This is a genomic window from Tateyamaria omphalii, assembly GCF_019802125.1.
Lineage (GTDB): Bacteria > Pseudomonadota > Alphaproteobacteria > Rhodobacterales > Rhodobacteraceae > Tateyamaria > Tateyamaria omphalii_B.
This window is the reverse complement of sequence record NZ_JAHVHT010000001.1, coordinates 664,220-688,199: the sequence shown is the minus strand read 5'-3', so window position 1 is coordinate 688,199 and position 23,980 is coordinate 664,220. Positions and strand designations below refer to the sequence as shown.

Sequence of the window (23,980 nt, the reverse complement as noted above, 5' to 3'; positions counted from 1 at the left end):
GTCTCGGCAATCTGAATGGTCCCGCCCCGTCAAACAAGGGGCGGAACCTTTTGACATCAGTTGTTGCGCGGTTTCGAACCACGATCACGGGCCTCGGCCCGCGCCTGTTGGAATTCCTCGGCTGAAATGCCGCCACTGTTGTCGGCATCAAGCCGATCAAACATCCGCGCGGGGTCACGGCGCGCGTTCTGCATCTCGGTCGGGGACAACTTGCCGTCCTTGTCTGCGTCCATACGGGCCAGAACGCGCTGCGCGCGATCCCTGCCACGGTCTTCGCCGCCGGCCTGCAATTCCTCCAGCGACAGGAAGCCATCGCTGTCTGTATCGGCCTGGCTGAAACGTGCTTCGGCGTATGCCTGCATTTCCTGAAGCGTCACTTCGCCACTGCCATCCGCATCGAGCGCGGAAAAATCGGGACCGCGGTCCCGCGCCATGGCGGACAACGTTGTCAGTCCGACGGCAGCTGCCGCAATGGCGGCAATGAATGTGCTGCGTTGCATAGGTGTTTCTCCGTTTTTTGTTTCTGGGCGATCAGTCCACTCCGCCGCCCTGTGCCAGTACAAACGGGCGCATATGCAGTTTCCGTCGAATTTTTTTGGACCCACCGATTGGGAACGCGACATCGGGACGCAAGGACAGATTGCGGCATTCCGTTTTACCCGGGCGCACCTCATGTTGGGTCCATTCCCAGAAAGGTTTTCCGATGCAGTCCGAGCAGACAAGTCTCACCGACACACCTGAACGTCACATGCGCACTGCCCTGCTGCGCGGCTGGCGACGCAAATGCCCACGCTGCGGCAACGGCAACGTTCTCAAGGGGTACCTGAAGCTGGGCGACAGCTGCTCGGTCTGCAAGCTGGACTATACCCATGCCCGCGCCGATGACGGCCCGGCCTACCTCACCATCCTGATCGTGGGACACCTCATGGCGCCGCTACTGCATGTGGTGTTCGTGGAATGGCGGCCAGAACCGCTGGTGCTTTTCACGATTTTTGCAGTTGGCTGTGTGGGCCTGTCGCTTTACCTTCTGCCCCGGCTCAAGGGCGCCATCGTCGGCTTTCAGTGGGCCCGAGGCATGGGCGGCTTTGGCCACGACGGGTGATCCTGTCACCCCCACCGCCGACCGTGCAAAGGGGTGAGATGACACAGATCGACAAGACACAAATCAGAAACGCGGCGACCGTGATCGTGCTGCGCGACAGGTTCACGGCCCCCCGCATCCTGATGGGACAACGCGGCGCCAAGGCGGCGTTCATGCCCAACAAATTCGTTTTTCCCGGCGGTGCTGTCGATGCCGGCGATCACACCGTGCCACTGGCCTCTCCGCTGGCTGCACCAAATGACGTGCGGCTGGCGGAAGATGGCGACACGCAGCTTGTCCCGGCGCTGGCCGCCGCCGCCATTCGCGAGCTGTTCGAGGAGACCGGCCAGATCCTCGGCCAATCGGGCAGCTGGGACGACGCACCACCGGACTGGACGCAATTCGCCGCCACAGGTCACCGGCCCCACGCCGCGCCGCTGCAATTCGTGTTCCGCGCCCTGACACCACCGGGCCGCCCGCGGCGCTTCGACGCCCGCTTTTTCCTGATCGACGCAGATGATCTGGCCTCCGAACCAGACGATTTCAGCCGCGCCTCGGACGAGCTGTCGCATCTGCAATGGGTCGCGCTGGATGAAGTCCGCGGCTTCGACATGCCCTTCATCACAGAAGTCGTGCTGGCCGAAATCGCCGCCCGCGTCACGGACCGCACGCCGCCAGACAGCGTGCCGTATTTCAAGAACAACGACGAGGAAAGCCTGTTTCTACGCCTGCGCGGCCATCCCCTGACGGACTAGATCACAGTGACCAGCAACAGGATGGACGCCAAAAGTACGGCCATTCCCATCCATTCACGCAGCTTGATCGTCTCGCGAAAGATCAGCACGCTGGCCAGCGCACTCATCGCCAGCTCAACCTGACCCACCGCTTTGACATAGGCCGCATTCTGCAGCGTGAAGGCAGTGAACCAGCAGAACGATCCAGCCATCGACATCAAACCGACCCATATCGCAACGCGGCGGGCGGACCACACGGCAGCGATCTGCCCCGGCTCGCGCCAGCGCAACCACAGCAGCATGGCAACGGTTTGCATGGCCGTCACAGCCGCCAGGGTCAGGCCCGCGCGGGCCAGTGGATCGGCCAGATCAAGGCTCAGCGACGCGCCCCGATAACAGACACCGGACACGGCAAAGAGCAACCCGGCCATCAGGCCCAAACCGGTCGAACGGTTTGCAAGGTCGCGCCAGCCCCACTTTGCCATGTCGGGCGGCGCGGACAGCAAAAGTACCCCGACCAGACCAAGGCCGATGGCCGCAAAGCCCCAGCCGCTCACCACGTCTCCAAGAAGCACCCAGCCCACCAGCACTGCCTGAATGCCTTCGGTCTTCTTGAACGTGATCCCGACGGCGAAATTGCGGGCCTGAAACAGCAGAACGGTCGCGACAGTGGCCAGAATCTGTGCCGTCCCGCCCAGCGCGCCAAATACCCAGAACCGCCACTCAAGTTCCGGCCAGACCTGCGCCGTCGACGCCATATAGAGAACGATCAGGACAAGAATGAGCGGCGAGGAGTAGAGAAACCGCGCCAGCGTGGCCCCAGACGCACTCAGCGTGCCAAGGGACAGCTGCCGCTGCAGCATGAACCGCAATGTCTGAAAGAACGCGGCAGCGACAGTGATCGGGATCCAGAGGGCCATGGCCCTCTATGGCGGCTCAGCGATCCGAGGACCAGAGCGGATGCGGCACCGGATCCTTGGCTGTCAGAAAGTGCTGCGCAAACACCTCTCTGTACGAGCCATAGCGATAACCTTCGTTGGATTTGAGATACCGATCACGATGAGCGCGGTAGAGCGCTGGCAACCGATACCAAGGCACCCGCGGATGCATGTGATGCACGACGTGGAAGTTGTTGTTCAGAAACAGAAACGCGAGCAGCCCGCGATCCTCGACAATCACCGTCCGCCCCCGCGCACGCTCATGTGCCTGATGCTCAAGGAACGTGCGTATCTTCAAAACGGACAGCGCCGCATAGCACCCAGCCAGATAGGCCCAGAGCGGCATCGACCCCACGCTCACCAAGCCGACCACCAGCACCACACCGGGCACATGCACCAACCACCCGCGCAAGACCTGCCGATCCCCCTCGCGGATGGCGCGCCAGTCATCGCGCATGAACAAGATCTGCCCCACAAGCGGACCCACCAGCATCCGCCCCGCCAACGTGTTGTTCACCCGCAGCACGACCCGCAGAACCCGCGGCATACGCCGCCACACCACCGGGTCCACATAGTTGCTTTCAGGATCGTCATAGGGATCGGTCAGGTTCGCATCCTGATGATGCGCCAGATGCGTGTCGCGGAACCTCAGGTACGGCACAAACAGACCAGGATTGACCACCACCAGCGCCTCACTCGCCAACCGAGACGGAAACGGATGCCCATGCAGCACCTCATGGGTCAGCGAGGCATGCAGCACCAGCGCAAACACCAGCACAATCCATGCGATCACTCCGGACCCGACAAGCATCGCTACCGCCCAAAGCCCCATACAAACAAGCCACAGGCCAAGGGTGATCCACTCCACCCGTGCGGGACGATCAAAAGGCAAACGGCGCGACGACCGGCGTGCAGACATGGGCAAAACTCGCTGGAGAACCGGCCCACAGACTAAGGCCGCCCAAGGTCGTCGCGTATTCCGAATTGCGTTAACAATTCCGGCAAACGTAGATAAATATCACCATATGATAGATATTCTGGACAAACGCCTCCGCGCTGCCCAATTCCGAACGCGCCTCACCCGCGCCATGCACGACCGCAACATGTCACAAAGCGCTCTCGCCCGTGCTGTCGGTACAGACCGCTCCACAATCAACCAGGCCCTCAACGATGACGGCGCCCGCTTGCCCGGCGCGCAAGTGGTCGGCGCCTGCGCCCAGGCTCTCGGCGTCTCCGCCGACTGGCTCCTGGGTCTGTCCGACCGCCCCGAAAGTGCGGCCGCCCTCACCGCTGCCGCCCTCACGCTGACCGAAGCCCCCCGCGCCCTGATCGATGAACGCATCTTCGCCTGGCACCAGGAAGCGGCAGGCTACAAAATCCGGCACGTCCCGGCTGGCCTGCCCGACATGCTGAAAACCGAAGACATGCTCGCCTGGGAATACGGACCACACCTGGGCAAAACGACGACGCAGGCCATCAACGCCTCACGCGACCGTCTCAACTGGATGCGGGCCGCGCAATCGGACTACGAAATCGCCCTGCCACTCTTCGAACTGCACAGCTTCGCCGCAGGCACCGGCTACTACGCCGACCTGCCTGCTGCCACCCGGCATGATCAGCTCGACCAGCTCCTCGACCTCAGCACCCAGCTCTACCCCCGCCTGCGCATCTACCTCTTCGACCAACGGCAGCTCTATTCCGCCCCTGTCACCATCTTCGGCCCACTCCTCGCCGTGATCTACACAGGCGGGCACTACATGGCCTTCCGCGACCGCGAACGGATCGAAACACTGTCGCTGCATTTCGATACCCTGATAAGGCAAGCGTCCTTCACCGCCCGCGCCCTGCCCGATCACCTGCAGGAACTCCGCGGACTGATCGCGTGACATCTGGGTCGGTGGGCGGGCGCCTTTGCTGAAAGCAAACAGAGCCGCCAAACGACCAGATCAGGGCCGCTGCCCGACCGCCCGCCCGGCCCCCTGCGGCACATCCAACCGCGCATGCGCAGCAGCAATGCGCTCCAACGCCGCCACGATGCCCGGCGCAGGCTCCGACGGCCGCCGCGTCTCAAGGCTCACATGCAGCAGGAAATGCTCCCCCGTCGCCAGCAAACGATCACCATCATACATCTCATGGAACAGGTGCAGCTTCTTGCCCGCCCCAGTCAGCACCTGCGTGTGCACCTCGATCACCGTGCCCGCATGTACCTCGTCCACATGGCGGATATGCGTCTCGGCGGTAAAGTAGCTGCCGCCCATTGCGATGTACTCGGCATCACACCCGATCAGGGCCATGAACCGGTCCGTCGCATCGCCAAAGGCCTGCAAATACCGCGCCTCGTTCATGTGCCCATTGTAATCGGTCCAATCCAGCGGAACGGCGCGGCGCACGGTCAGAATGGGAACCGAGACGTCCTCCAAATCATCCGCGGAAGCGCCCAAAACAGATCCCGCACGCAACGACACCTCATGCGCATTCAGAACGGCACCCGCACCCCAGTCGTTCGCCTTCAGCGCCCGCATCATCGCGACCAGATTGTCGTCCCTCGCCGCCAACATTTCCGAAATGTTCATATGCCCGGACTGCGCATCCGACTGCCCGGCAATCAGATCAACCAACTCGTCGGTAAACTCCGGCACATCCATCAACTTGGTCCAGGGCCACTTCAGCGCCGGCCCAAACTGCGCCATGAAATGGCGCATCCCGGCCTCGCCCCCGGCGGTGCGATAGGTGTCAAACAGCCCCATCTGCGCCCAGCGAATGCCAAAGCCCATGCGAATGGCCTCGTCGATCTCCTCGGTCGTCGCCACACCGTCCTTGACCAGCCATAAGGCCTCACGCCACACCGCCTCAAGGAAGCGATCCGCAATATGCGCATCAATCTCCTTGCGCACATGCAGCGGATACATCCCCAGCGAAGACAGCGTGGCCTTGGCCCGCTGGATGAGCGTCGCATCAGTGGCAGGCGACGGCACCACCTCAACCAAAGGCATCAGATAGACCGGGTTGAACGGATGACAGACCATGATCTGCCCAGGCCGCTTCGTCCCTTCCTGCAACTCACTCGGCCTGAACCCGCTGGTCGACGACCCGATTATTGCGTCCTCCGGGCATACCGCCTGCACGGCGGCAAAGGTCCGGTGCTTGATCTCCAACCGCTCCGGCACGCTCTCCTGTATCCAATCCGCCCCCGCCACGGCCTCGGACAAATCCGAATAGAACGACAACGCCCCTTCGTCGGGCAAGGCGACATCCGTCAGGCTCGGCAACGCGCGCCGCGCCTGCGCCAGCACGGGTGCCAGCTTCGCCTCCGCCTCCGGGTCCGGATCAAAGACCCGCACATCCCACCCGTTCAGCAGAAACCGCGCGGCCCAACCGCCGCCAATCACCCCGCCGCCGATGATGGCAGCGATCTTTGCTACAGGCTCGCCCATGTGTCCGTCCGATATCCGTTGAAATCCAAAACCTGCTCCGCCGCCCGGATCTGATCCGCGCGCGCGGTGCCGTCACGAGTCGCCACAAAGCCAAAGCGTCCCTCCGGATCGCCCAGCGCCGCCGTGTTGTGATCGGGATCAATCCAAAGCACCCAAAGATCACGACTATCGCCATCCTCGTATGTGAGCCGCAGGATACCCGTCCCAACCGGTGTCACCACCGCAGCCCGCCCCTCACCTGATGCGCTCCGTTCCCGCCACGCATCTCCTGCAACCTCAAAACCCACCAGAGGCCAGTCACCGGCCCCACTGCGCACGACCTGCCAGCGCCCGTCAAAGCGCGGAAATTCGAACCGCGTGATCGCCCCGATCGGCACCGTGGGATTGCGCAACAGCCGCGCTTCATCTGATCCGGTCAAAGACCCGGACGTACAGGCAGCGAGCGAGAGTATTGCCAAACGGTAAACGAAACCCGACCAAAGCGCCCGATGGGGGTGCACAGGGGGTGCACGCATGGTGCACAGGGGGTGACACCCTGTTCTCACCCCTTAGGCGCCCGCTTCACGAGCCCCAGTTTCGCCCGTACTTCCTCCGGGCCAATCACCCGCGCCCCCATATTCTCAATGATGGTCCCGGCCCGTTCCACAAGCTGCCAGTTCTCCGCCAGCACGCCTTTGTCGAGCCACAGATTATCCTCCAACCCCACACGCACATTGCCCCCCGCCAGCACCGCGGCGGCGACATAGGCCATCTGATTTCGCCCCAGCGAAAAGGCTGAAAAGGTCCAATCCTCCGGCACGTTGTTGACCATAGCCATAAAGGTATTCAGGTCATCCGGCGCGCCCCATGGCACCCCCATGCAAAGTTGCACCAAGGCGGGGACATCCAGGACTCCGTCCTTAACCAGTTGTTTTGCATACCATAAATGCCCGGTGTCAAAGGCTTCGATCTCAGGCTTCACCCCCAAATCCGTCATCATCTGCCCCATCGCCGTCAGCATCCCCGGCGTGTTGGTCATCACGTAATCGGCCTCGGCAAAGTTCATCGTGCCGCAGTCAAGCGTACAGATCTCCGGCAAACACTCAGCCACATGGGCCACCCGGGCCGACGCGCCGATCATGTCCGTCCCGTCCTCCTTCAAAGGCAACGGCGCCTCGGTCTCGCCAAAGACCATGTCGCCCCCCATACCGGCGGTCAGATTCAGCACAACATCAACATCCGCCTCCCGAATACGATCCGTAACCTCCCGATAATACTTAAGTTTCCGGCTCGGCACCCCTGTCTCAGGATCCCTCACATGACAGTGCACTACAGCCGCCCCCGCCTTCGCCGCCGCGATGGCACTGTCCGCAATTTGCTTCGGCGAGCGCGGCACATGCGGGCTGCGATCCTGCGTCCCCCCCGACCCGGTCACAGCACAGGTGATGAACACCTCACGGTTCATGGACAGCGGCATGACATTCCTCCTTGCATCCAGCCCCACCTTGCCATCCAAGTCGGGTCAGACTTGTCAAAAAGCGAAACGACATGACTGAAATCGCAATCCTCGTGCTGCAAAACACCAACATGCTGTCGCTTGCCACGGCGGTCGACCCGCTCCGCGCCGCCAACAGACAGGCCGGATCAGATCTCTACACCTGGGAATTCCTCACGCCGAACGCAGCGCCCGTTGAGCTCACCTCCGGACTGGTTGTCCCCGCCAATCCCATCCATCGCCTGCCAAGCTGCGACGTGCTGATCCTCGTCGCGGGCTTCGATCCCGCCGCCCAGACAAGTCCCCGCCTGATCGCAAGCCTCAAGCGCCTGACAAAGGACAACACCACCCTGCTCGCCATAGACGGCGGCGCATGGCTCGCAGCAAAGGCCGGGTTGCTCGACACTCACAAAGCGACAACCCATTGGGAAGACTTGCAGATCTTCGCTGAAACCTTCCCGGATATCACGGTGGAAAACGCACGCTACGTGGTCTCAGGTGAGCGCTGGACAAGCGGCGGAGCCGCCCCGGCGCTTGACATGATGTTGCATCTCATCGGCCAGCGCCATGGCCCGCAACTTGCCGCCAAGGTCGCCGCAGGGTTCATCCATATGACCCAGGCCACCCCGTCCGATCCCCAGATCCGGCACCACCCCACAGCGGATCACAACGCGGTCACGGCCCGCGCCCACGCCATCATGGAAGCGCATCTCGACGCGCCTCTTTTCATCCCGGACATCGCCGCCCGCCTCGGCCTCAGCCCCCGCCGCCTCCAACAGCACTTCCAAAGCCAGTTCAGCCACAGCCCCAAGGCGCACTACGCATCACTCCGCCTCTCGGAAGCACACAGGCTGATCACGACGACACGGCAGGACCTGCACAGCATCGCACTCACCACCGGCTTCACAAGCCAGTCCAGCCTGTCGCGCGCGCACAAAGCGCACTACGGCCAAAGCCCCCGCGCAACCCGAAACGCCCTTCACTTTGCCCAATAAACCGCCCCCCGGAGGGTCGGGCCTTCAAGTGCCACAGGTCCCGCATATCTGGGTCGGCCCACCACCCCGCTCCCTTCCCCCGAGGGGAAGGACAGGATGGGGGTCACCGGACATCACATGCGTCAGCGCATCGGGGTCAGTACGGCATCGGATGTGCGCGGTGGGCGGCATCCAGATCGGCCAGCACCTCTTCACTCAAACGAACGTCGGCAGCACCGATAGCGACGTCCAACTGTTCCATTGTCGTTGCCCCAAAGATGACAGAACACATGAACGGTCGGGTAACACACCACGCCAGCGCCAATTGGCTCGGGTCCAGATCGTGTTTGCGTGCAACGGCAAGATATGCGTCCACCGCCTCGAACGCGCGGTCAGTCTTGCGACCACCCAGATCGGGATTCAGTGTCAGGCGTGAGCCGTCAGGCACTGCACCACCTTGATATTTACCAGTCAAAAGCCCGACCGCCAAAGGCGAAAAGGACAAAAGCCCGACATCCTCATTCAAACTCAATTCGGCCATATCGGTATCATAGAAACGGCACATCAACGAATATTCGTTCTGGACCGATGCCACGCGCGGCCCACCTGTCCGGTCCGAAGCCGCCAGCCACTGCGCAGTCCCCCACGCACTTTCATTGGACAGGCCAAAAGCCCGGATCGTACCGCGGTCGACCTCGCGCTGCAGGGCGCCCAGGCAGTCTTCCATGTTCTGGCGCACGGCGACCGTATCGTGGCCCGACGGATCATAGGCCCAGTTCTGCCGGAACATGTAGCTGCCGCGATTGGGCCAGTGAAACTGGTAAAGGTCGATGTAGTCGGTCTGCAGCCGGCGCAATGATCCCTCGACCGCATCGGGAATGGTCGCACCGGAAATGTCGGCCCCGTCACGTACGTGCTGCATCCCCGCGCCCGAGTGCTTGGAGGCGAGGATCATCCGGTCACGCGCACCACCCCCGGCAAACCAGTGCCCGATGATCTCTTCGGTGCGCCCGATGGTTTCCTTGGCGATGGGGTTCACTGGATACATCTCGGCCGTATCGACAAAGTCGATCCCGGCGTCGAGCGCACGGTCGATCTGGGCGTGGCCCTCCTCCATGGTGTTCTGCGTGCCCCATGTCATTGACCCCAGACACAACGCCGACACCTCGATCCCTGTACGGCCTAATTTGCGTCGTTCCATGTGCGGTGCTCCTTTGGTCATCGGACCGACCCTAACGGCGCGCGCAAGCGGAACAAGTCCAAAATCCTGAGCCGAAAGGTGCAAAATTCATTTGAGAACAAAAATAGAACAACTATACTGATCAGTATGCCGCTGCCCACGTCACTTGCACATCACACCAAGACCCGTACCGCCCCGTGCCTGCCGCTCTTGCCCGAGGGAGGTCAGCATGGGCTGGGCAATGGGCTGGCGCTTGGCCGCGTCCACGAGGCCTGCGGCCCTGCCCGCCACCGCCTTGCCCTGTGGCTAGCCGCCCAGACGAAGGGACCGGTGATCTGGATCAGCCCGGACTGGAACAGCGAAAGCCTGAACCCCTGCGGCCTTGCCCCCTTCGTCGATCCGGCGCGGCTGCTTCTGGTTCATGCAAGGCGCCCCGACGACGTCCTGTGGAGCATGGAAGAAGTGCTGCGCTCCGGCACGGTCCCCCTGGCCATTGCTGATCTTCCGGGCCTGCCGGGCCTGACACCGGTGCGCCGCATGCACCTGGCCGCTGAAAAGGGCGGCGCGGGCAAAGGTGCCGCACCGCTGGGCCTGTTGCTGACCCCCGGCATTGGCGGTGCGCAAGGGGTGGAAAGCCGCTGGCACCTTTGCCCTGATCACAGAGGCACGCCCGGACATTGGCGGCTCACCCGGCTGCGCGCCCGCACGGCCCCCGAACAAGCGTGGGAGGTCACGCGTGCCCCCGGCCAGCCCCTGCCCCGCATCTCCGGATCGATCAAGGCCGCGTGAGCACCGATTAAACCCAGCGCTGGCGTGTTACCCTTGTATCACGCACCTGTACAGGACATCGCCATGCACCGCCGCCATCTTCTGCTTTGCGCCCTCGCCACCCTGGCACCGCGCACCTCATTCGCCGCACCAACGCCTTATCGTCTGGGCGCGGGCGGTGCCACGATCACCTATACCTTCATGCTCAGCGGGGCGCCGGTCAAAGGCACCATACCGGTCAGCCAGGCCGATCTGCAGGTCGATCCGAACAACCTGTCCGCTTCAACCGCAGTCGTACGTGCCGATGTACGCCGTGCACGCACCGGGCTGATCTTTGCCACCGAGGCGCTGAAATCCGAATCCGTTCTTGATGCAGCGACCCATCCCACCGCGCAATTCCGGTCCACCCGCGTGCGTGTCGGCCCGGGCGGCCGCATCTCGGACGGGGCTACGCTCGAAGGGGACCTGACCCTGCGCGGTGTCACCCGCCCTGTCCGATTTGACGCAGGGCTGTTTCGGGCACGCGGCAGCGCCGCTGATGATTTCAGCCAACTTACCGTGATGCTCAAGGGCCGCGTCGATCGGCGCGACTTTGGCGCCATTGGGTACCCGGATCTCGTCGACAATACTGTTGGCATCGACATCACTGCGGAAATCAGCGCGAGGGGCTAAAAACGACGCCCGACCGTCGAATACCCGCTAGGAACGGCACCGCACTTGCGCCACAAGGGCCATGCCATGCGTATGCTCATTTCCTTCGCGGCCCTGTTTCTCTCGGTCATTCTGCTGCAACTCAGTTCCGGCGCGCTTGGGCCGCTGGATGCGCTCTCGGGCCTGGTGCTCGACTTCACACGGCAAGAGATCGGCCTTCTGGGCTCCGCGCACTTCCTTGGCTTCTTCATCGGCTGCTGGTGGGCGCCGAGGCTCATGGGCAGCGTCGGCCACAGCCGCGCCTTTGCCGCCTTCACCGCCGCCGGCGCCATCGGCCTCATTGCACACATGCTGGTCGTCGATCCGATCGCCTGGGCCGTGATGCGGGTCGCATCGGGCATGTGCGTCGCGGGATGCTACACGGTGATCGAGGCGTGGTTGCAATCCAAGGTCACGAATGAGAGCCGGGGCCGCACGATGGCTGTCTACCGCGTGATGGACATGGGTGCATCGCTTGCGGCTCAACTGGTGATCGGCGTGCTCGAACCGGCTAGCTATGTCAGCTACAACATCCTCGCCATCGTGTGCTGCGCCGCCCTCCTGCCGCTGACCCTGACACGGGTCAAACAACCCGAAACGCCCTCTGCCCCCCGCCTGCGCCCGCGCTTGGCCGCCCAAAAGTCTCCCCTCGCGGCGGCAGGCGTCGTCGTCGCAGCGCTTTCCAGCGCGTCCTTCCGCATGGTCGGCCCGATCTACGGGCAGGAGGTCGGGCTGAACACGCAACAGATCGCATGGTTCATGGCCGCCTTCGTGCTGGGCGGCGCGGTCGCCCAGTACCCTGTCGGCTGGCTTGCCGACAAATACGACCGGCGCTGGGTGCTTATCTGGCTATCGGCCGCGGCGGTTGCCAGTTGCGCCATAACAGCCTTCGCCACCGGGCTCAGCGCAACTGGGATCATGGTAACAGCGGGCATATTCGGCCTAACCACCTTCCCGATCTACTCGGTGGCAGCAGCCCACGCTCACGATTTCGCAGATGCGTCCGAGCGGGTGGAGTTATCAGCCGCTCTGATGTTCTACTTCGCCCTTGGCGCCATTGCCGCGCCCTTTACGGCCTCCGCACTGATCGACGCCTTCGGCCCACCCGCCCTTTTTGCGATGATCGCCGTAGGCCACGTCATCCTGATCATCTTCGGCCTCGCCCGGATGCGGGCCCGCGCAACACCGTCCGAACGCACCCGCTATGTGTATGCGCCACGCACCTCGTTCCAGATCGGGCGTTTGCTGGGCCGCAGCCGGGACGGCAAGTAAGGGGCCTTTTCCGCGCGACAACACGCTGCTACATGGGCCGCAACCATGTAAAGGCCCATCATGCAGCGTCACCTGATCACCTCCGCCATTCCCTACATCAATGGCATCAAGCACCTCGGCAACCTCGTCGGCAGTCAGTTGCCCGCCGACCTCTACGCCCGTTACCAGCGCGCGCGCGGCAACGAGGTGCTGTTTCTGTGCGCCACGGACGAGCACGGCACGCCCGCCGAACTGGCAGCGGCCAAGGCGGGCAAACCCGTCGCAGAATACTGTGCCGAAATGCACGCGATCCAGGCCGAAATAGCCAAGGGGTTCCGCCTGTCCTTCGACCACTTCGGGCGTTCCTCCTCGCCCCAGAACCACGCGCTGACCCAGCATTTCGCAGGCCGGTTGGCCGACGCGGGGCTGATCCGCGAAGTGACTGAAAAACAGGTCTACTCCCATGCCGACGGGCGCTTCCTGCCCGACCGTTACATCGAGGGGACCTGCCCCAATTGCGGTTACGACAAGGCACGCGGGGACCAGTGCGAGAACTGCACCAAACAGCTTGATCCGACCGACCTGATCGATGCGCGCAGCGCCATCTCCGGTTCCACGGACCTCGAAGTGCGCGAGACCAAGCACCTCTATCTGCGCCAATCAGCCCTCAAGGACGATCTGGACGCCTGGATCGACAGCAAGACCGACTGGCCTGTCCTGACCACGTCCATCGCCAAGAAATGGCTGCATGACGGCGACGGCCTGCAGGACCGTGGGATCACGCGCGACCTGGACTGGGGCATTCCGGTGCGCCGCGGCGAAGACGACTGGCCAGGCATGGAGGGTAAGGTATTCTATGTCTGGTTCGACGCTCCCATCGAATACATCGCCTGCGCGGGCGAATGGGCGGACGCGCAGGGCGGCGCGGATTGGGAACGCTGGTGGCGCACCGACAAGGGTGCCGACGATGTGCGCTATACCCAGTTCATGGGCAAGGACAACGTGCCCTTCCACACGCTCAGCTTCCCCGCCACGATCATTGGCTCGGGCGAGCCGTGGAAGATGGTCGACCACCTCAAATCGTTCAACTATCTGAACTACGATGGCGGCCAGTTCTCGACCAGCCAAGGGCGCGGTGTATTCATGGACCAGGCGCTCGACATCCTGCCCGCCGACTATTGGCGCTGGTGGCTTCTGTCGAATTGCCCTGAGACGTCGGATTCCGAATTCACATGGGAACTGTTTCAGCAAGGTGTGAACAAGGACCTCGCCGACGTGCTGGGCAACTTCGTCAGCCGTGTGACCAAGTTCTGCCGCTCCAAATTCGGGGAAGTCGTGCCGGAGGGCGGCACATACGGAGACGCTGAAGAAACACTGATCGCCGAACTTGACACACGCATCGCGCGCTATGCCGACTTGATGGACGCCATGGAGGTCCGCAAGGCCGCGCAGGAACTGCGTGCCATCTGGGTGTCCGGCAACGAGTATCTGCAGGTCGCTGCACCCTGGGCCACGATCAAGGAGGACCCGGAGCGCGCGGCCATGCAAATCCGCATGGGCCTGAACCTGATCGGGCTCTATGCCACGCTCTCATCGCCGTTCATCCCGGATGCGGCAGCCGAGATGATGACGGCGCTTGGGCAACCGGAGATGACTTGGCCGGAAACCGCGCTGGATGCATTGGGCAGATTGCAGGCGGGTGATACGTTCCAGGTGCCGGACAATCTCTTTGCAAAGATCACCGACGATGACCGCAGCGAGTGGCAGGACAGGTTCTCGGGCGTGCGGCAGTGACCTTGCGCACGGGCTGATCAAAAGATCGCAAAACCGGGCACCCTCACCGTCGGAGCGCTGAACAGCCTCTGCCGCGCCCGACAGCATGTCCATCGCCTATCTTGCGCAAGACCTGAACGTTATTGGGCGCGCAGTGCTGCTCCTCGCGCAAATGCGACGCCCGGCCCCTTATCACCCTGTTAGAATTCCTCCCAACCAGCGGCTGCCGGTTCGGGTTCGTGGTCAGGGTCAAGCGCCAATGCACCGTCTGTCAGGTGCAGCACCGGGGCAGCGACACGCGACGATCTGTCGACGTCCGGAGTTTGCAATGAAATACTGTCGGTCCCAATGTTGAACTTGGCAACCGCATTCGCGAGCGCATCCGCCTCACCGGTCAGGGCATGGCTTGCCGCCGTCGTTTCCTCGAACATCGCTGCATTTTGCTGTGTCACGTGGTCCAATTCGTTGACGGCTGCATTTATCTCATTCAGGCCGGCAGATTGCTGACGTGCCGAGGTCGCGATTTCCACGACGCGGTTCGAAATGTCGTCAACAGAAGACACGATTGCAGCCAAGGCAGTGCCGGTGCGATCCACAAGATCGACGCCCTGCTGAACCTGCTCTCCACTGGTGGAGATCAACGTGTTGATCTCTCGGGCGGCCTCCGACGATCGCTGTGCGAGTGCCCGCACCTCCGTGGCAACAACCGCAAAGCCACGCCCGGCCTCACCGGCGCGGGCGGCTTCAACCCCCGCATTCAAGGCCAGCAGATTTGTCTGGAAAGCGATGTCGTCAATGACCGACGTGATCTTGGAAATCTCCTCGGACGAAGCCTTGATCCCGTCCATGGCCTCCACCGCGCGGCGTGCGATTTCACCCCCTTGTTCTGCATTGTGCTGTGCGTCCTCGGACATCTTGCTGGCCGCATCCGCACCCTCGGCAGCGGACCGGACCGAAGATGTCAGTTCGTCAAGCGCAGCCGCGGTTTCCTCAAGCGTTGCCGCCTGCCGTTCGGTCCGCCGCGAAAGATCGTCCGCGGCGCTCGTGATTTCCGTGGTTTCGCTGCGGATCGATTCAACATTCTGCGTCACCGTCGTCATGGCCTCGCGCAACGCGACAAGCGCATTGTTGAAATTCTTTCTCAGCTTTTCGTAGTCCTGCGGAAACGGATCCGTCAGTTCAAGGGTCAGATCACCATCAGACAGGCACTGCAGACTTTGCCCCAATGCCGCAACCACCTGGGCCTGCTCTTCGGAAAGGCGCTCCTGTTCGTCACGCGCGTGACGCACTTCTGCCTCGGCCTTCGTCACATCAGTCCCGATGAGAATACACCGTTCAAGCGCGCCATCTTCGGTCGACACACCGATGAAGCTGCCATCCACGACCACGCGCGCCCCGTCGGTGCAAAGCAGATCAATCCTGCCATGCACACCGGCACCATTGGTCAAGGCGCTCAGCACGTCACCGGGGATGTCCATTCCGGATTGTTCGGGTGCGAGTATCGCCGACAGAGACAGATCAAGATGCGCATCCGGAGCCACTTTCAACCGCTCCGCAGCAACCTGATTGATGTCTGAACATATGCCTTGTGCGTCAAACTCAAGACGCATCTGAGTGCTGTCGATACCATTCAACAGGGCCGCATTGCGATGGGCGATCGTCTGTTCGGACCACTCGACAATGGCGCCGATCGGATGGTGCATTTCGTCGAAGGCGGGGCTTGCCGTCACACGAACATGTCTTTCACCCAAGCGCAGAACCATCGTGCCGGTATAGGAAGCATTTTGCGCATCCTCCTCCACACGCAGATCACGAAACCCTTGCAGGCTGCTCAGATCTGCACCGATCCAGTCCTCTCGCGACGCATCCGGCCAAAGGTCGGCCAGATCGGGAGACAGACTGTCAAGCAGCGCCACGGCTGCGGGGTTGGTGAACTTGATGCACCCGTGCTCGTCCACGATCATCATCGGCGCCGTGGACCCTTCAAAAGCAGCACTTTTGAAAGCACTTTCACGCTGTCCCTTCTGGGCGTTGGACAGAGCACTTCGAAACCCGTCAAGGCAGCGGGCAATATGTCCAATTTCATCGCCGCGATGAACGCCGGGCACCTCCATGTCATAGGACTTGCCCGCCATACGCTGCATGACGATTGCGATGCGGTTCAGGGGCCGTGATAAATCGTACCATGCGTACACGACAACAAAGGCCATGGTGACAATGAAAACACCAAACGCCACCGCGATGGCGCTCATCTGATTGCGGCCCAAAAGCGTGATGATCCGCGCGTCGTCCCAACTCGTGACAACAGCACCTGCAACGTTGTCCTCCGTCCCGAAGAAGACGGGATAGGCCACCACCATACCGTCCGGTGACGTGATGACCGCGGCCGCTTCAATCGCCTCGCGCGCGTAGTCGCCCGAATTGGAAGCGATCCCCGCGGCATCAGTGCTGGCGAACATCACCGTACCGTCATCATCCGTGACAACGATGCCCCGTGCCTCGGGAGCGGACGCGGAAAGGACACGGTTTGCGATTTCCTCCACAGCAAGCTCATTGCCGAACTTGATCGAGCCACCCAGTTGCATGGCCAGCAACGCCGTCTCATTGTCCGCCCGCGATGCCATTTCATCGTGAAGCAGGTTGCGCTGCGCCGAATAGTCAAACGCGACCATTGCCGCGAGAACCGATATGGTCAGAAACGCGGTTGTCAGCAGCGCCTTGACCATCAAGGTGTTGAAGCGGGACAGAAGTGATCGACTTTGACCAGATGCTGGCATGACGTGATCCTTGGCATTGCGCGGGACCGAAACACCGACCCCGACCTGTATTGCCCCCTGCCATAGGTCAGCGCCATTACTGCGGGCTTAATTTCCCCACATCCGCGCGTGCGGTCATCACCTCAAATTTTAGGAAAAATGGTACGGGCGGTGGGACTCGAACCCACACGGGCGTCAGCCCTTCGGATTTTAAGTCCGATATGTCTACCATTCCATCACGCCCGCGTCGGGTTTGTGATATGCAATCGGACCCGTGATCTCAAGGCTGCGATTACAACTCTTGCCCAACCGGTCCCAATGGCGCACCATCCGCAAGCAGATGACGTTCGGACAGCCACGGGTTGTTCACAAGCGCCGCCTCAAGCTGGTTCCGCGCATCCTCGCGGCGGCCCAGGTTCATCAAGGTCAGCGCGCGCCCGGATTGCGCGCCGACATGATTGGGCGACAACGCAAGCGCACGGTCCAGATCGACCAGTGCAGCCTCGAAATCCTCGCGCAAAAAGCTGGTAAAGGCGCGCTGGTTGTATCCTTCGGCATAGTCGGGACAGTAGGCGACCAGCGCATCGAAACTCTCGTAAGCGCCGACAAAATCGAAATTGCCGCGCTGGCGCATACCCCGATCCAGAACCTCTTGGGCAGACGCATCAGGCGCTTGCAACCACACCTCCCACATCTTGTCCGACGCGGCCCGCCCGGCACGCTCATCGGCGGCAGCATTGGCCTCGGCAATCAGGGCGCGCATCTCCTCCGTGATGTCGGGAGACGCCGGGCAGGCAAGCGACCATACGGGCGCGCAGGCGAACAGAATGGCGACAAAGGATCGTTTCATATCCGCAAAGATGACCCAACGCGCGCACCGGTCAAGCCGCGGCTCACTCCAGCCCGGGCAGCATCACCTCCTTGACGGCCTCCATCGCCACATAGGTCGACGTGGACGCCACATGCGGCAGGCCGGAAATCACGTCCCCCAGAAACTGACGGTAATGCGCCATATTGCGGGTGCGCACCTTGAGCAGATAGTCGAAATGGCTCGCGATCATGTGCGCCTGCTCGATCTCCGGCACCTGTTGCACGGCGGTGTTGAAAGCGCGCAAAGCCGCCTCGCGCGTGTCGCTCAGCCGCACCTCGACAAAGGCCACGTGATCAAGGCCCAGCGAGATCGGGTCCAGAAGCGCGCGATAGCCCATGATGATGCCGGACTTCTCCAACCGCCTCAGCCGTGCTTGCGTCGGCGATTTCGAAAGACCGATGCGCGCCGCAAGGTCCGTGATGCTGATCCGTCCGTCCTCGGCCAGTGCGGTGAGAATCGATTGGTCCAGCCGGTCCAGCGCAACTGACTGTTTTTGCGGTGTACCCGCCGGATGTCTTACCATTTGTTTCGCCATTCCCCGTCAGTTTGACAATTCTGCCTTCTCTTACGGTGATACACTATGCAAAACGAAAAGGGAAAGCGCCATGCCACGCGACATCGACCCGAACATTGCTGTGCAACTCGACGCAGGCATGTACGCCTGCGCCGACACGGCCCTGCAAGATCTCATCAAACAGGCCAACCTGTCGCAAAGAGACCGCACAGCCATCTGCAATGCAGCCACGCAGCTTGTCACCGCGATCCGCACGCACTCCGCGCCGGGACTGATGGAGACGTTTCTGGCAGAATACGGCCTCTCCACAGACGAAGGCATCGCGCTGATGTGCCTCGCCGAAGCGCTCTTGCGCGTCCCCGACGCCGACACCATCGACGCTCTGATCGAGGACAAGATCGCGCCCTCCGATTGGGGCAAGCACTTGGGTCACTCGACATCCACACTTGTCAACGCCTCGACCTGGGCGCTCATGCTCACGGGCCGCGTGCTGGATGACGACCAACCCGGCCCCAGCGGCCACCTGCGCGTTGTCATCAAGCGGCTGGGTGAGCCTGTCATCCGTACCGCCGTGTCCCGCGCGATGAAGGAAATGGGCCGTCAGTTCGTGCTGGGCGAGGATATCGACAGCGCCATGGACCGCGCGGCCGGGATGGAGGCGAAGGGCTTCACCTATTCCTACGACATGCTGGGTGAGGCGGCACTGACCGAAGCCGACGCGCGCCGCTACCATCTGAGCTATTCGCGCGCCATCTCGGCCATCGCCCGGGCCTGCACCGCGGATGACATCCGTCAGAACCCAGGCATCTCAGTCAAGCTTTCGGCCCTGCACCCCCGCTACGAACGCGCACAAGAGGACAGCGTGATGCGCGATCTAGTGCCGCGCCTGCGCTCGCTGGCGCTCCTCGCCGCCTCTGCAGGGATGGGCCTCAACGTCGACGCAGAGGAAGCCGACCGCCTGTCCCTCTCCCTGCAAGTGATCGACGCCGTGATGGGCGAAGCGGCGCTCGCGGGATGGGACGGGTTCGGCATCGTCGTGCAGGCTTATGGGCCACGCGCAGGCGCCATGATCGACGCGATCCACGACATGGCCACGCGGCACGACCGCAAGGTCATGGTCCGTCTGGTCAAAGGCGCCTATTGGGACACGGAGATCAAGCGCGCCCAGGTCGAGGGCGTCGCAGGTTTCCCCGTCTTCACGCGCAAGGCCGCCACCGACGTCTCCTACATCGCGAACGCGCGCAAACTGCTGGGGCTGACCGACCGGATCTACCCTCAATTTGCGACGCACAACGCCCACACCGTCGCGGCCATCCTGCACATGGCCGACAGCCAACCCTTTGAATTCCAACGGCTCCATGGCATGGGCGAGGCGCTACACACCATGGTCATGCGCGCGCAGAATACCAGGTGCCGCATCTACGCGCCCGTCGGCGCACATCGCGACCTGCTGGCCTATCTCGTCCGGCGTCTGCTGGAGAACGGGGCCAATTCCAGCTTCGTGAATCAGATCGTGGACGAGGACGTCCCACCGGAGCTCGTGGCCGCCGATCCATTCGACGCACTGCAAGACACTCCGATCATGATCCCTGACGGCCCCGAACTCTTCGCTCCGGAACGGCGAAATTCACAAGGCTTCGACCTCACACACCTGCCCACGCTCGACCAGATCGAAACCGCCCGTGCGCCCTTTGCGGAGCATCAGTGGCACGCAGCCTCACTGACAGTCACAAACGCACAGAGAGACAGCACAACCGTCCTCAACCCCGCCCAACCCTCGGACACAGCGGGACAAGTTTGGTGGGCAACGCCCGATATGGTCAAACAGGCATACGCGGACGCCGCACCATGGGATGCCCCAGCCGACGAGCGCCACAAAACACTGAACGCAGCCGCCGACCTATACGAACAGCACTTCGGCGAGCTTTTCGCCCTGCTCGCCCGCGAGGCAGGCAAGACCTTGCCCGACGCGGTGGCCGAACTGCGCGAGGCCGTCGATTTCCTCCGCTACTACGCCACCCAAGCAGACAACAGCGCGCCCGCAGGCACCTTCGCCTGCATCTCCCCCTGGAACTTCCCGCTCGCCATCTTCACCGGCCAGATCGCCGCCGCCCTTGCTGCTGGCAACGCCGTGCTGGCCAAACCGGCCGAGCAAACGCCCCTCATCGCCCACCGCGCCATCTCGCTCCTGCACGAGGCGGGCGTCCCTCTCCACGCCCTACAACTCCTCCTCGGCCCAGGCGACATTGGCGCCGCCCTCACCAGCGACCCACATGTGTCAGGCGTCGCCTTCACCGGCTCCACCGAAACCGCGCTGCTCATCCGCGCCAGCCTCGCCAACAACGCCGCCCCTGGCACGCCGCTCATCGCCGAAACCGGCGGGCTCAACGCCATGATCGTGGACAGCACTGCCCTGCCCGAACAAGCCGTGCGCAGCATCATCGAAAGCGCCTTCCAATCCGCAGGCCAACGCTGCTCCGCGCTGCGCTGCCTCTACGTGCAGGAAGACATTGCGCCTCACTTGACAGAGATGCTGATGGGAGCAATGGACGCGCTCCAGATCGGGCAACCGTGGCACCTGTCGACGGATGTCGGCCAGGTCATTGACCCACAGGCCTACGACACCATCGCCACCTACATCGCACAGGCCCGAACCCAAGGGCGGCTCATGCACCAGCTAAAAGCACCGTCAGACGGCCACTTCATCGCTCCCACCCTGATCCGCGTAACCGGCATCGAAGACATGGACCGCGAAATCTTCGGCCCGGTCCTGCACATCGCCACCTACAAGGCGCGCGACCTCGACCAAGTGATCGATGCCATCAACGGTACGGGCTACGGGCTGACCTTCGACCTGCACACGCGGATCGACGACCGGGTGCAGCACGTGACGGACCGGATCAGCGCCGGCAACCTCTACGTCAACCGCAACCAGATCGGCGCCATCGTCGGCAGCCAGCCCTTCGGCGGGCACGGACTGTCCGGCACGGGGCCGAAAGCGGGCGGACCAGACTACCTGCTCCGCTTCCGCGCCGCGACCCCGGCGCAAGCATCCGAGACTTGGTCAAAATCCGCGCAGTTGCCCGCACTGCCCAAAACCGAAGCCCAGACCCACAGCAGCACCGCCCTGCCCGGCCCCACGGGCGAATCCAACATGCACAGTCGCCACCCTCGCCCCGCCATACTCTGCGCTGGCCCCGGGAAAGAAACAGCAGCCGCACAGGCACAAGCGGTTCGAGCCCTGGGAGGCATCGCCGTGGAAGCCAGCGGCGTGGTCGACGCCTCAGACCTGACAGACGGCCCAGCCTATGGCGGCGTACTGTGGTGGGGCGATGCAAAGGCGGGACGCGCCATGGCGCAAGCGCTCAGCAAGCGCGACGGCCCGATCATCCCGCTGATCACCGGGCAACCCGACCGCGCGCACGTACTGATAGAACGGCATGTCTGCGTGGACACCACCGCATCGGGCGGAAACGCGGCCCTGCTGGGCGCCGCGAGCTGAGGCAGCGCCGTTTTCTGACACAGAAAACGGACCGGAAACCGGGTCGGTTTCCGGCACGCCCCTTGACCCCGGCCCCGCGCCAGCCAAGTGTCGGCTCATGTTTCCGATCCGTGATCACAACCCATCGGGCCGCACGCCCTACGTCACCTACGCACTGATGGCCGTGAACATCCTGGTGTTCCTCAGCTATGTTGGCCTGTTCTCGGACGAACGCGCCCTCAGCCGCTTCTTCTTCGATTACGCCGCGATCCCCGCCCGGATCGTGACGGGTGACGGCGCCCTCACGCTCCTGACCTCCATGTTCCTCCACGGCGGCTGGCTGCACCTCGGCGGCAACATGCTCTTCCTCTACATTTTCGGAGACAATGTCGAAGACGAGATGGGGCACGGCAAATTCCTCGGCTTCTACCTCGCCAGCGGTCTGGCCGCAGGTTTGATCCACATCCTGTCCGCCCCCGGATCAGTGGTCCCGGTCGTCGGAGCCTCCGGCGCCATCGCAGGGGTCATGGGTGCCTACCTCCTGCTCTTTCCGAAGGCACGGATCGACATTCTGCTGATCCTGATCATCATCTTCCGGGTCTTCCCGATCCCGGCCTGGATCATGCTGGCGCTCTGGTTCGGGATGCAGTTCATCGGCGGCGTGGGCAGCGACCCCAACGCGGGCGGCGTCGCCTACTGGGCCCACGCGGGCGGGTTCGTGGCTGGCGTCCTGCTTACAATCCCGCTGTGGCTGCGGCTCGGCGGGCCTGGCTTCTGGCGGCGCACCGACGGGCACCCGCCCCACCCCGAGGCACGCTATTCCACCTCTCGCATCCCAAAGGTCAGACGATGAAAGCCACCTGCCACTGCGGCGCCGTCGTGCTCGACGTCACACTCACCGACGGTCTCGCAACCGCCGCCCGCTGCGACTGCTCCTTCTGCCGCCGCCGCGCGGCCCCTGCGGTCACGGCCCCCAAGGACGGCGTCAAAATCCTCCAGGGTGCCGACAAACTCACGCGCTACCAATGGGGCACCAACACGGCCAAGCATCACTTCTGCAGCATCTGCGGCATCTACATGTACCACAACCGCCGTTCAAACCCCGACGAGATTGGCGTGAACATGGGCGCGCTCGAGGGCGTGAACCCGGCCGAGCACGAACCTATGCCCTGGCATGACGGCGTCAACCACCCCTCGGATGCGAAACCCTAGGTGCGGATGATCTTCGCCAGCTGAGAAAACATGTTCTCGTTGGCACAGATGATCTCGCCATCGTCGAGAATGCTGCCGCCCTCGGTCAGCGGCTCAACCAACCCACCGGCTTCCCGGACAATCAGCGACCCGGCAGCAATGTCCCAGGCATTCAAACGCCGTTCCCAGTACCCGTCATAGCGACCCGCTGCGACATAGGCCAAATCCAGCGCCGCCGACCCGAAGCGCCGCACACCGGCACAGGTCGGCATCAACCGCGCCAGCTCTTTCAGAGTCTCCGGCAAATCCGACCGCCCACCAAAAGGCAGGCCCGTAGCAAAGACACACTCGATCAACTGCCGCCGCCCCGACACCCGCAAGCGACTGTCGTTCATAAATGCACCACTGCCCTTCTCGGCAAAGAACATCTCGTCCTTGGCGGCGTCATAGACAACGCCCGCCACAATCTGCCCCTTATGCTCCAGCGCGATGGAGACAGCCCAATGCGGCAGCCCGTGCAGAAAGTTCGTGGTGCCGTCCAGCGGGTCCACGATCCAGCGGCGGGTCGGGTCTTCACCCTCTTCCTCGCCGCCTTCCTCGGCCAGCCAGCCATAGTTGGGCCGGGCCGTGCGCAACTCTTCCTTCAGTATCTCCTCGGCAGCCAGATCGGCCTTCGACACAAAGTCACCGGCCCCCTTCATCGACACCTGCAGGTTCTCCACCTCGCGGAAGTCCTTGACCAGCGACCGGCCCGCCTTGCGCGCGGCCTTCATCATGATGTTGAGATTTGCGCTGCCTTGCATCGGGATGCTCCGGGGATGGGAAAGATCAAGGGCGCGCTATAGCTGCGTGCTACACGGTTGCCAAGGG

General features: G+C 62.9%; 22 protein-coding genes and 1 tRNA gene. 11 read left to right on the top strand and 12 right to left on the bottom strand.

The features are described from left to right. Positions 1 to 56: 56 nt before the first annotated feature. Positions 57 to 500 carry an EF-hand domain-containing protein gene (locus KUV51_RS03355; protein ID WP_222520192.1) on the bottom strand — a complete coding sequence of 148 codons (444 nt, stop codon included), beginning with the start codon at positions 498 to 500 and terminating at the stop codon, positions 57 to 59. A gap of 248 nt (positions 501 to 748) precedes the next feature. On the opposite strand from KUV51_RS03355, the gene KUV51_RS03350 reads away from it, so the two are divergent. Together KUV51_RS03350 and KUV51_RS03345 are read left to right on the top strand one after the other, a co-directional pair. After that, positions 749 to 1,102 carry a DUF983 domain-containing protein gene (locus tag KUV51_RS03350; protein WP_315898786.1) on the top strand — a complete coding sequence of 118 codons (354 nt, stop codon included), beginning with the start codon at positions 749 to 751 and terminating at the stop codon, positions 1,100 to 1,102. A gap of 38 nt (positions 1,103 to 1,140) precedes the next feature. Further along, positions 1,141 to 1,836, top strand: coding sequence for an NUDIX hydrolase (locus KUV51_RS03345; RefSeq protein ID WP_222520190.1), 696 nt, complete (start codon positions 1,141 to 1,143; stop codon positions 1,834 to 1,836). On the opposite strand, the gene KUV51_RS03340 is transcribed toward KUV51_RS03345, so the two are convergent. Together KUV51_RS03340 and KUV51_RS03335 are read right to left on the bottom strand one after the other, a co-directional pair. After that, positions 1,833 to 2,735, bottom strand: coding sequence for a DMT family transporter (locus KUV51_RS03340; RefSeq protein ID WP_222520189.1), 903 nt, complete (start codon positions 2,733 to 2,735; stop codon positions 1,833 to 1,835). The two genes, KUV51_RS03345 and KUV51_RS03340, sit on opposite strands and share 4 nt — an antisense overlap. Positions 2,736 to 2,751: 16 nt before the next feature. Then, positions 2,752 to 3,672 carry a fatty acid desaturase gene (locus KUV51_RS03335; RefSeq protein ID WP_222520188.1) on the bottom strand — a complete coding sequence of 307 codons (921 nt, stop codon included), beginning with the start codon at positions 3,670 to 3,672 and terminating at the stop codon, positions 2,752 to 2,754. Positions 3,673 to 3,778: 106 nt separating this feature from the next. On the opposite strand from KUV51_RS03335, the gene KUV51_RS03330 reads away from it, so the two are divergent. Further along, on the top strand, positions 3,779 to 4,639 hold the full coding sequence (locus tag KUV51_RS03330) for a helix-turn-helix domain-containing protein (protein WP_222520187.1): 861 nt from the start codon (positions 3,779 to 3,781) through the stop codon (positions 4,637 to 4,639). Positions 4,640 to 4,699: 60 nt separating this feature from the next. Here KUV51_RS03330 and KUV51_RS03325 read toward each other — a convergent pair whose 3' ends face one another. The 3 genes from KUV51_RS03325 to KUV51_RS03315 are packed head-to-tail and all read right to left on the bottom strand — an operon-like array spanning position 4,700 to position 7,643. Then, the gene (locus KUV51_RS03325) at positions 4,700 to 6,187 is read right to left on the bottom strand and encodes a carnitine 3-dehydrogenase (protein ID WP_222520186.1); all 1,488 of its coding nucleotides are present in this window, start codon (positions 6,185 to 6,187) and stop codon (positions 4,700 to 4,702) included. After that, positions 6,172 to 6,702 (bottom strand): lipocalin family protein, encoded by a 531-nt coding sequence (locus KUV51_RS03320; RefSeq protein ID WP_222520185.1) that lies wholly within the window; start codon positions 6,700 to 6,702, stop codon positions 6,172 to 6,174. The genes KUV51_RS03325 and KUV51_RS03320 overlap by 16 nt, the downstream gene beginning before the upstream one ends. Before the next feature lie 26 nt (positions 6,703 to 6,728). Next, positions 6,729 to 7,643, bottom strand: coding sequence for a 3-keto-5-aminohexanoate cleavage protein (locus KUV51_RS03315; protein WP_222520184.1), 915 nt, complete (start codon positions 7,641 to 7,643; stop codon positions 6,729 to 6,731). A gap of 71 nt (positions 7,644 to 7,714) precedes the next feature. Between KUV51_RS03315 and KUV51_RS03310 the strand changes: the two genes are divergently transcribed. After that, entirely contained in the window at positions 7,715 to 8,656 is a 942-nt protein-coding gene (locus KUV51_RS03310; protein WP_222520183.1) for a GlxA family transcriptional regulator, read from the top strand. A gap of 136 nt (positions 8,657 to 8,792) precedes the next feature. Here KUV51_RS03310 and KUV51_RS03305 read toward each other — a convergent pair whose 3' ends face one another. Then, complete coding sequence (locus tag KUV51_RS03305; protein WP_222520182.1) at positions 8,793 to 9,836, bottom strand: aldo/keto reductase; 1,044 nt, start codon at positions 9,834 to 9,836, stop codon at positions 8,793 to 8,795. 126 nt (positions 9,837 to 9,962) lie between these two features. On the opposite strand from KUV51_RS03305, the gene KUV51_RS03300 reads away from it, so the two are divergent. From KUV51_RS03300 to metG, 4 genes are all read left to right on the top strand, one after another. Beyond that, positions 9,963 to 10,604, top strand: coding sequence for an ImuA family protein (locus KUV51_RS03300; RefSeq protein WP_261385624.1), 642 nt, complete (start codon positions 9,963 to 9,965; stop codon positions 10,602 to 10,604). Between the two features lie 63 nt (positions 10,605 to 10,667). Further along, positions 10,668 to 11,255, top strand: a complete 588-nt coding sequence (locus KUV51_RS03295) for a YceI family protein (protein ID WP_222520181.1) — start codon at positions 10,668 to 10,670, stop codon at positions 11,253 to 11,255. Positions 11,256 to 11,321: 66 nt separating this feature from the next. Further along, positions 11,322 to 12,545, top strand: a complete 1,224-nt coding sequence (locus KUV51_RS03290) for an MFS transporter (protein WP_222520180.1) — start codon at positions 11,322 to 11,324, stop codon at positions 12,543 to 12,545. A 60-nt stretch (positions 12,546 to 12,605) separates the two neighbouring features. Next, positions 12,606 to 14,318, top strand: coding sequence for a methionine--tRNA ligase (metG, locus tag KUV51_RS03285; protein ID WP_222520179.1), 1,713 nt, complete (start codon positions 12,606 to 12,608; stop codon positions 14,316 to 14,318). Between the two features lie 179 nt (positions 14,319 to 14,497). Here the strand turns inward: metG and KUV51_RS03280 are convergent, their stop codons facing one another. The 4 genes from KUV51_RS03280 to KUV51_RS03265 all read right to left on the bottom strand — a co-directional run bounded on the left by KUV51_RS03280 (position 14,498) and on the right by KUV51_RS03265 (position 18,459). Then, entirely contained in the window at positions 14,498 to 17,074 is a 2,577-nt protein-coding gene (locus tag KUV51_RS03280) for a methyl-accepting chemotaxis protein (RefSeq protein ID WP_222520178.1), read from the bottom strand. A gap of 139 nt (positions 17,075 to 17,213) precedes the next feature. Continuing rightward, a tRNA-Leu gene (locus KUV51_RS03275) sits at positions 17,214 to 17,299 on the bottom strand. Positions 17,300 to 17,345: 46 nt separating this feature from the next. Next, positions 17,346 to 17,903 carry a tetratricopeptide repeat protein gene (locus KUV51_RS03270; protein WP_222520177.1) on the bottom strand — a complete coding sequence of 186 codons (558 nt, stop codon included), beginning with the start codon at positions 17,901 to 17,903 and terminating at the stop codon, positions 17,346 to 17,348. Between the two features lie 43 nt (positions 17,904 to 17,946). Next, the gene (locus KUV51_RS03265; protein WP_261385623.1) at positions 17,947 to 18,459 is read right to left on the bottom strand and encodes an Lrp/AsnC family transcriptional regulator; all 513 of its coding nucleotides are present in this window, start codon (positions 18,457 to 18,459) and stop codon (positions 17,947 to 17,949) included. Between the two features lie 70 nt (positions 18,460 to 18,529). On the opposite strand from KUV51_RS03265, the gene putA reads away from it, so the two are divergent. The 3 genes from putA to KUV51_RS03250 all read left to right on the top strand — a co-directional run bounded on the left by putA (position 18,530) and on the right by KUV51_RS03250 (position 23,131). Further along, positions 18,530 to 21,940 carry a bifunctional proline dehydrogenase/L-glutamate gamma-semialdehyde dehydrogenase PutA gene (gene putA / locus KUV51_RS03260; protein WP_222520176.1) on the top strand — a complete coding sequence of 1,137 codons (3,411 nt, stop codon included), beginning with the start codon at positions 18,530 to 18,532 and terminating at the stop codon, positions 21,938 to 21,940. Positions 21,941 to 22,037: 97 nt separating this feature from the next. After that, positions 22,038 to 22,772 carry a rhomboid family intramembrane serine protease gene (locus KUV51_RS03255; RefSeq protein ID WP_222520175.1) on the top strand — a complete coding sequence of 245 codons (735 nt, stop codon included), beginning with the start codon at positions 22,038 to 22,040 and terminating at the stop codon, positions 22,770 to 22,772. Continuing rightward, a complete protein-coding gene (locus KUV51_RS03250; protein WP_222520174.1) occupies positions 22,769 to 23,131 on the top strand; it encodes a GFA family protein in 363 nt (120 codons plus the stop codon). The genes KUV51_RS03255 and KUV51_RS03250 overlap by 4 nt, the downstream gene beginning before the upstream one ends. Here the strand turns inward: KUV51_RS03250 and KUV51_RS03245 are convergent. Continuing rightward, positions 23,128 to 23,913: an inositol monophosphatase family protein gene (locus KUV51_RS03245; RefSeq protein WP_222520173.1), complete on the bottom strand. Its 786-nt coding sequence runs from the start codon at positions 23,911 to 23,913 to the stop codon at positions 23,128 to 23,130. The genes KUV51_RS03250 and KUV51_RS03245 overlap by 4 nt on opposite strands. Positions 23,914 to 23,980: the final 67 nt, after the last annotated feature.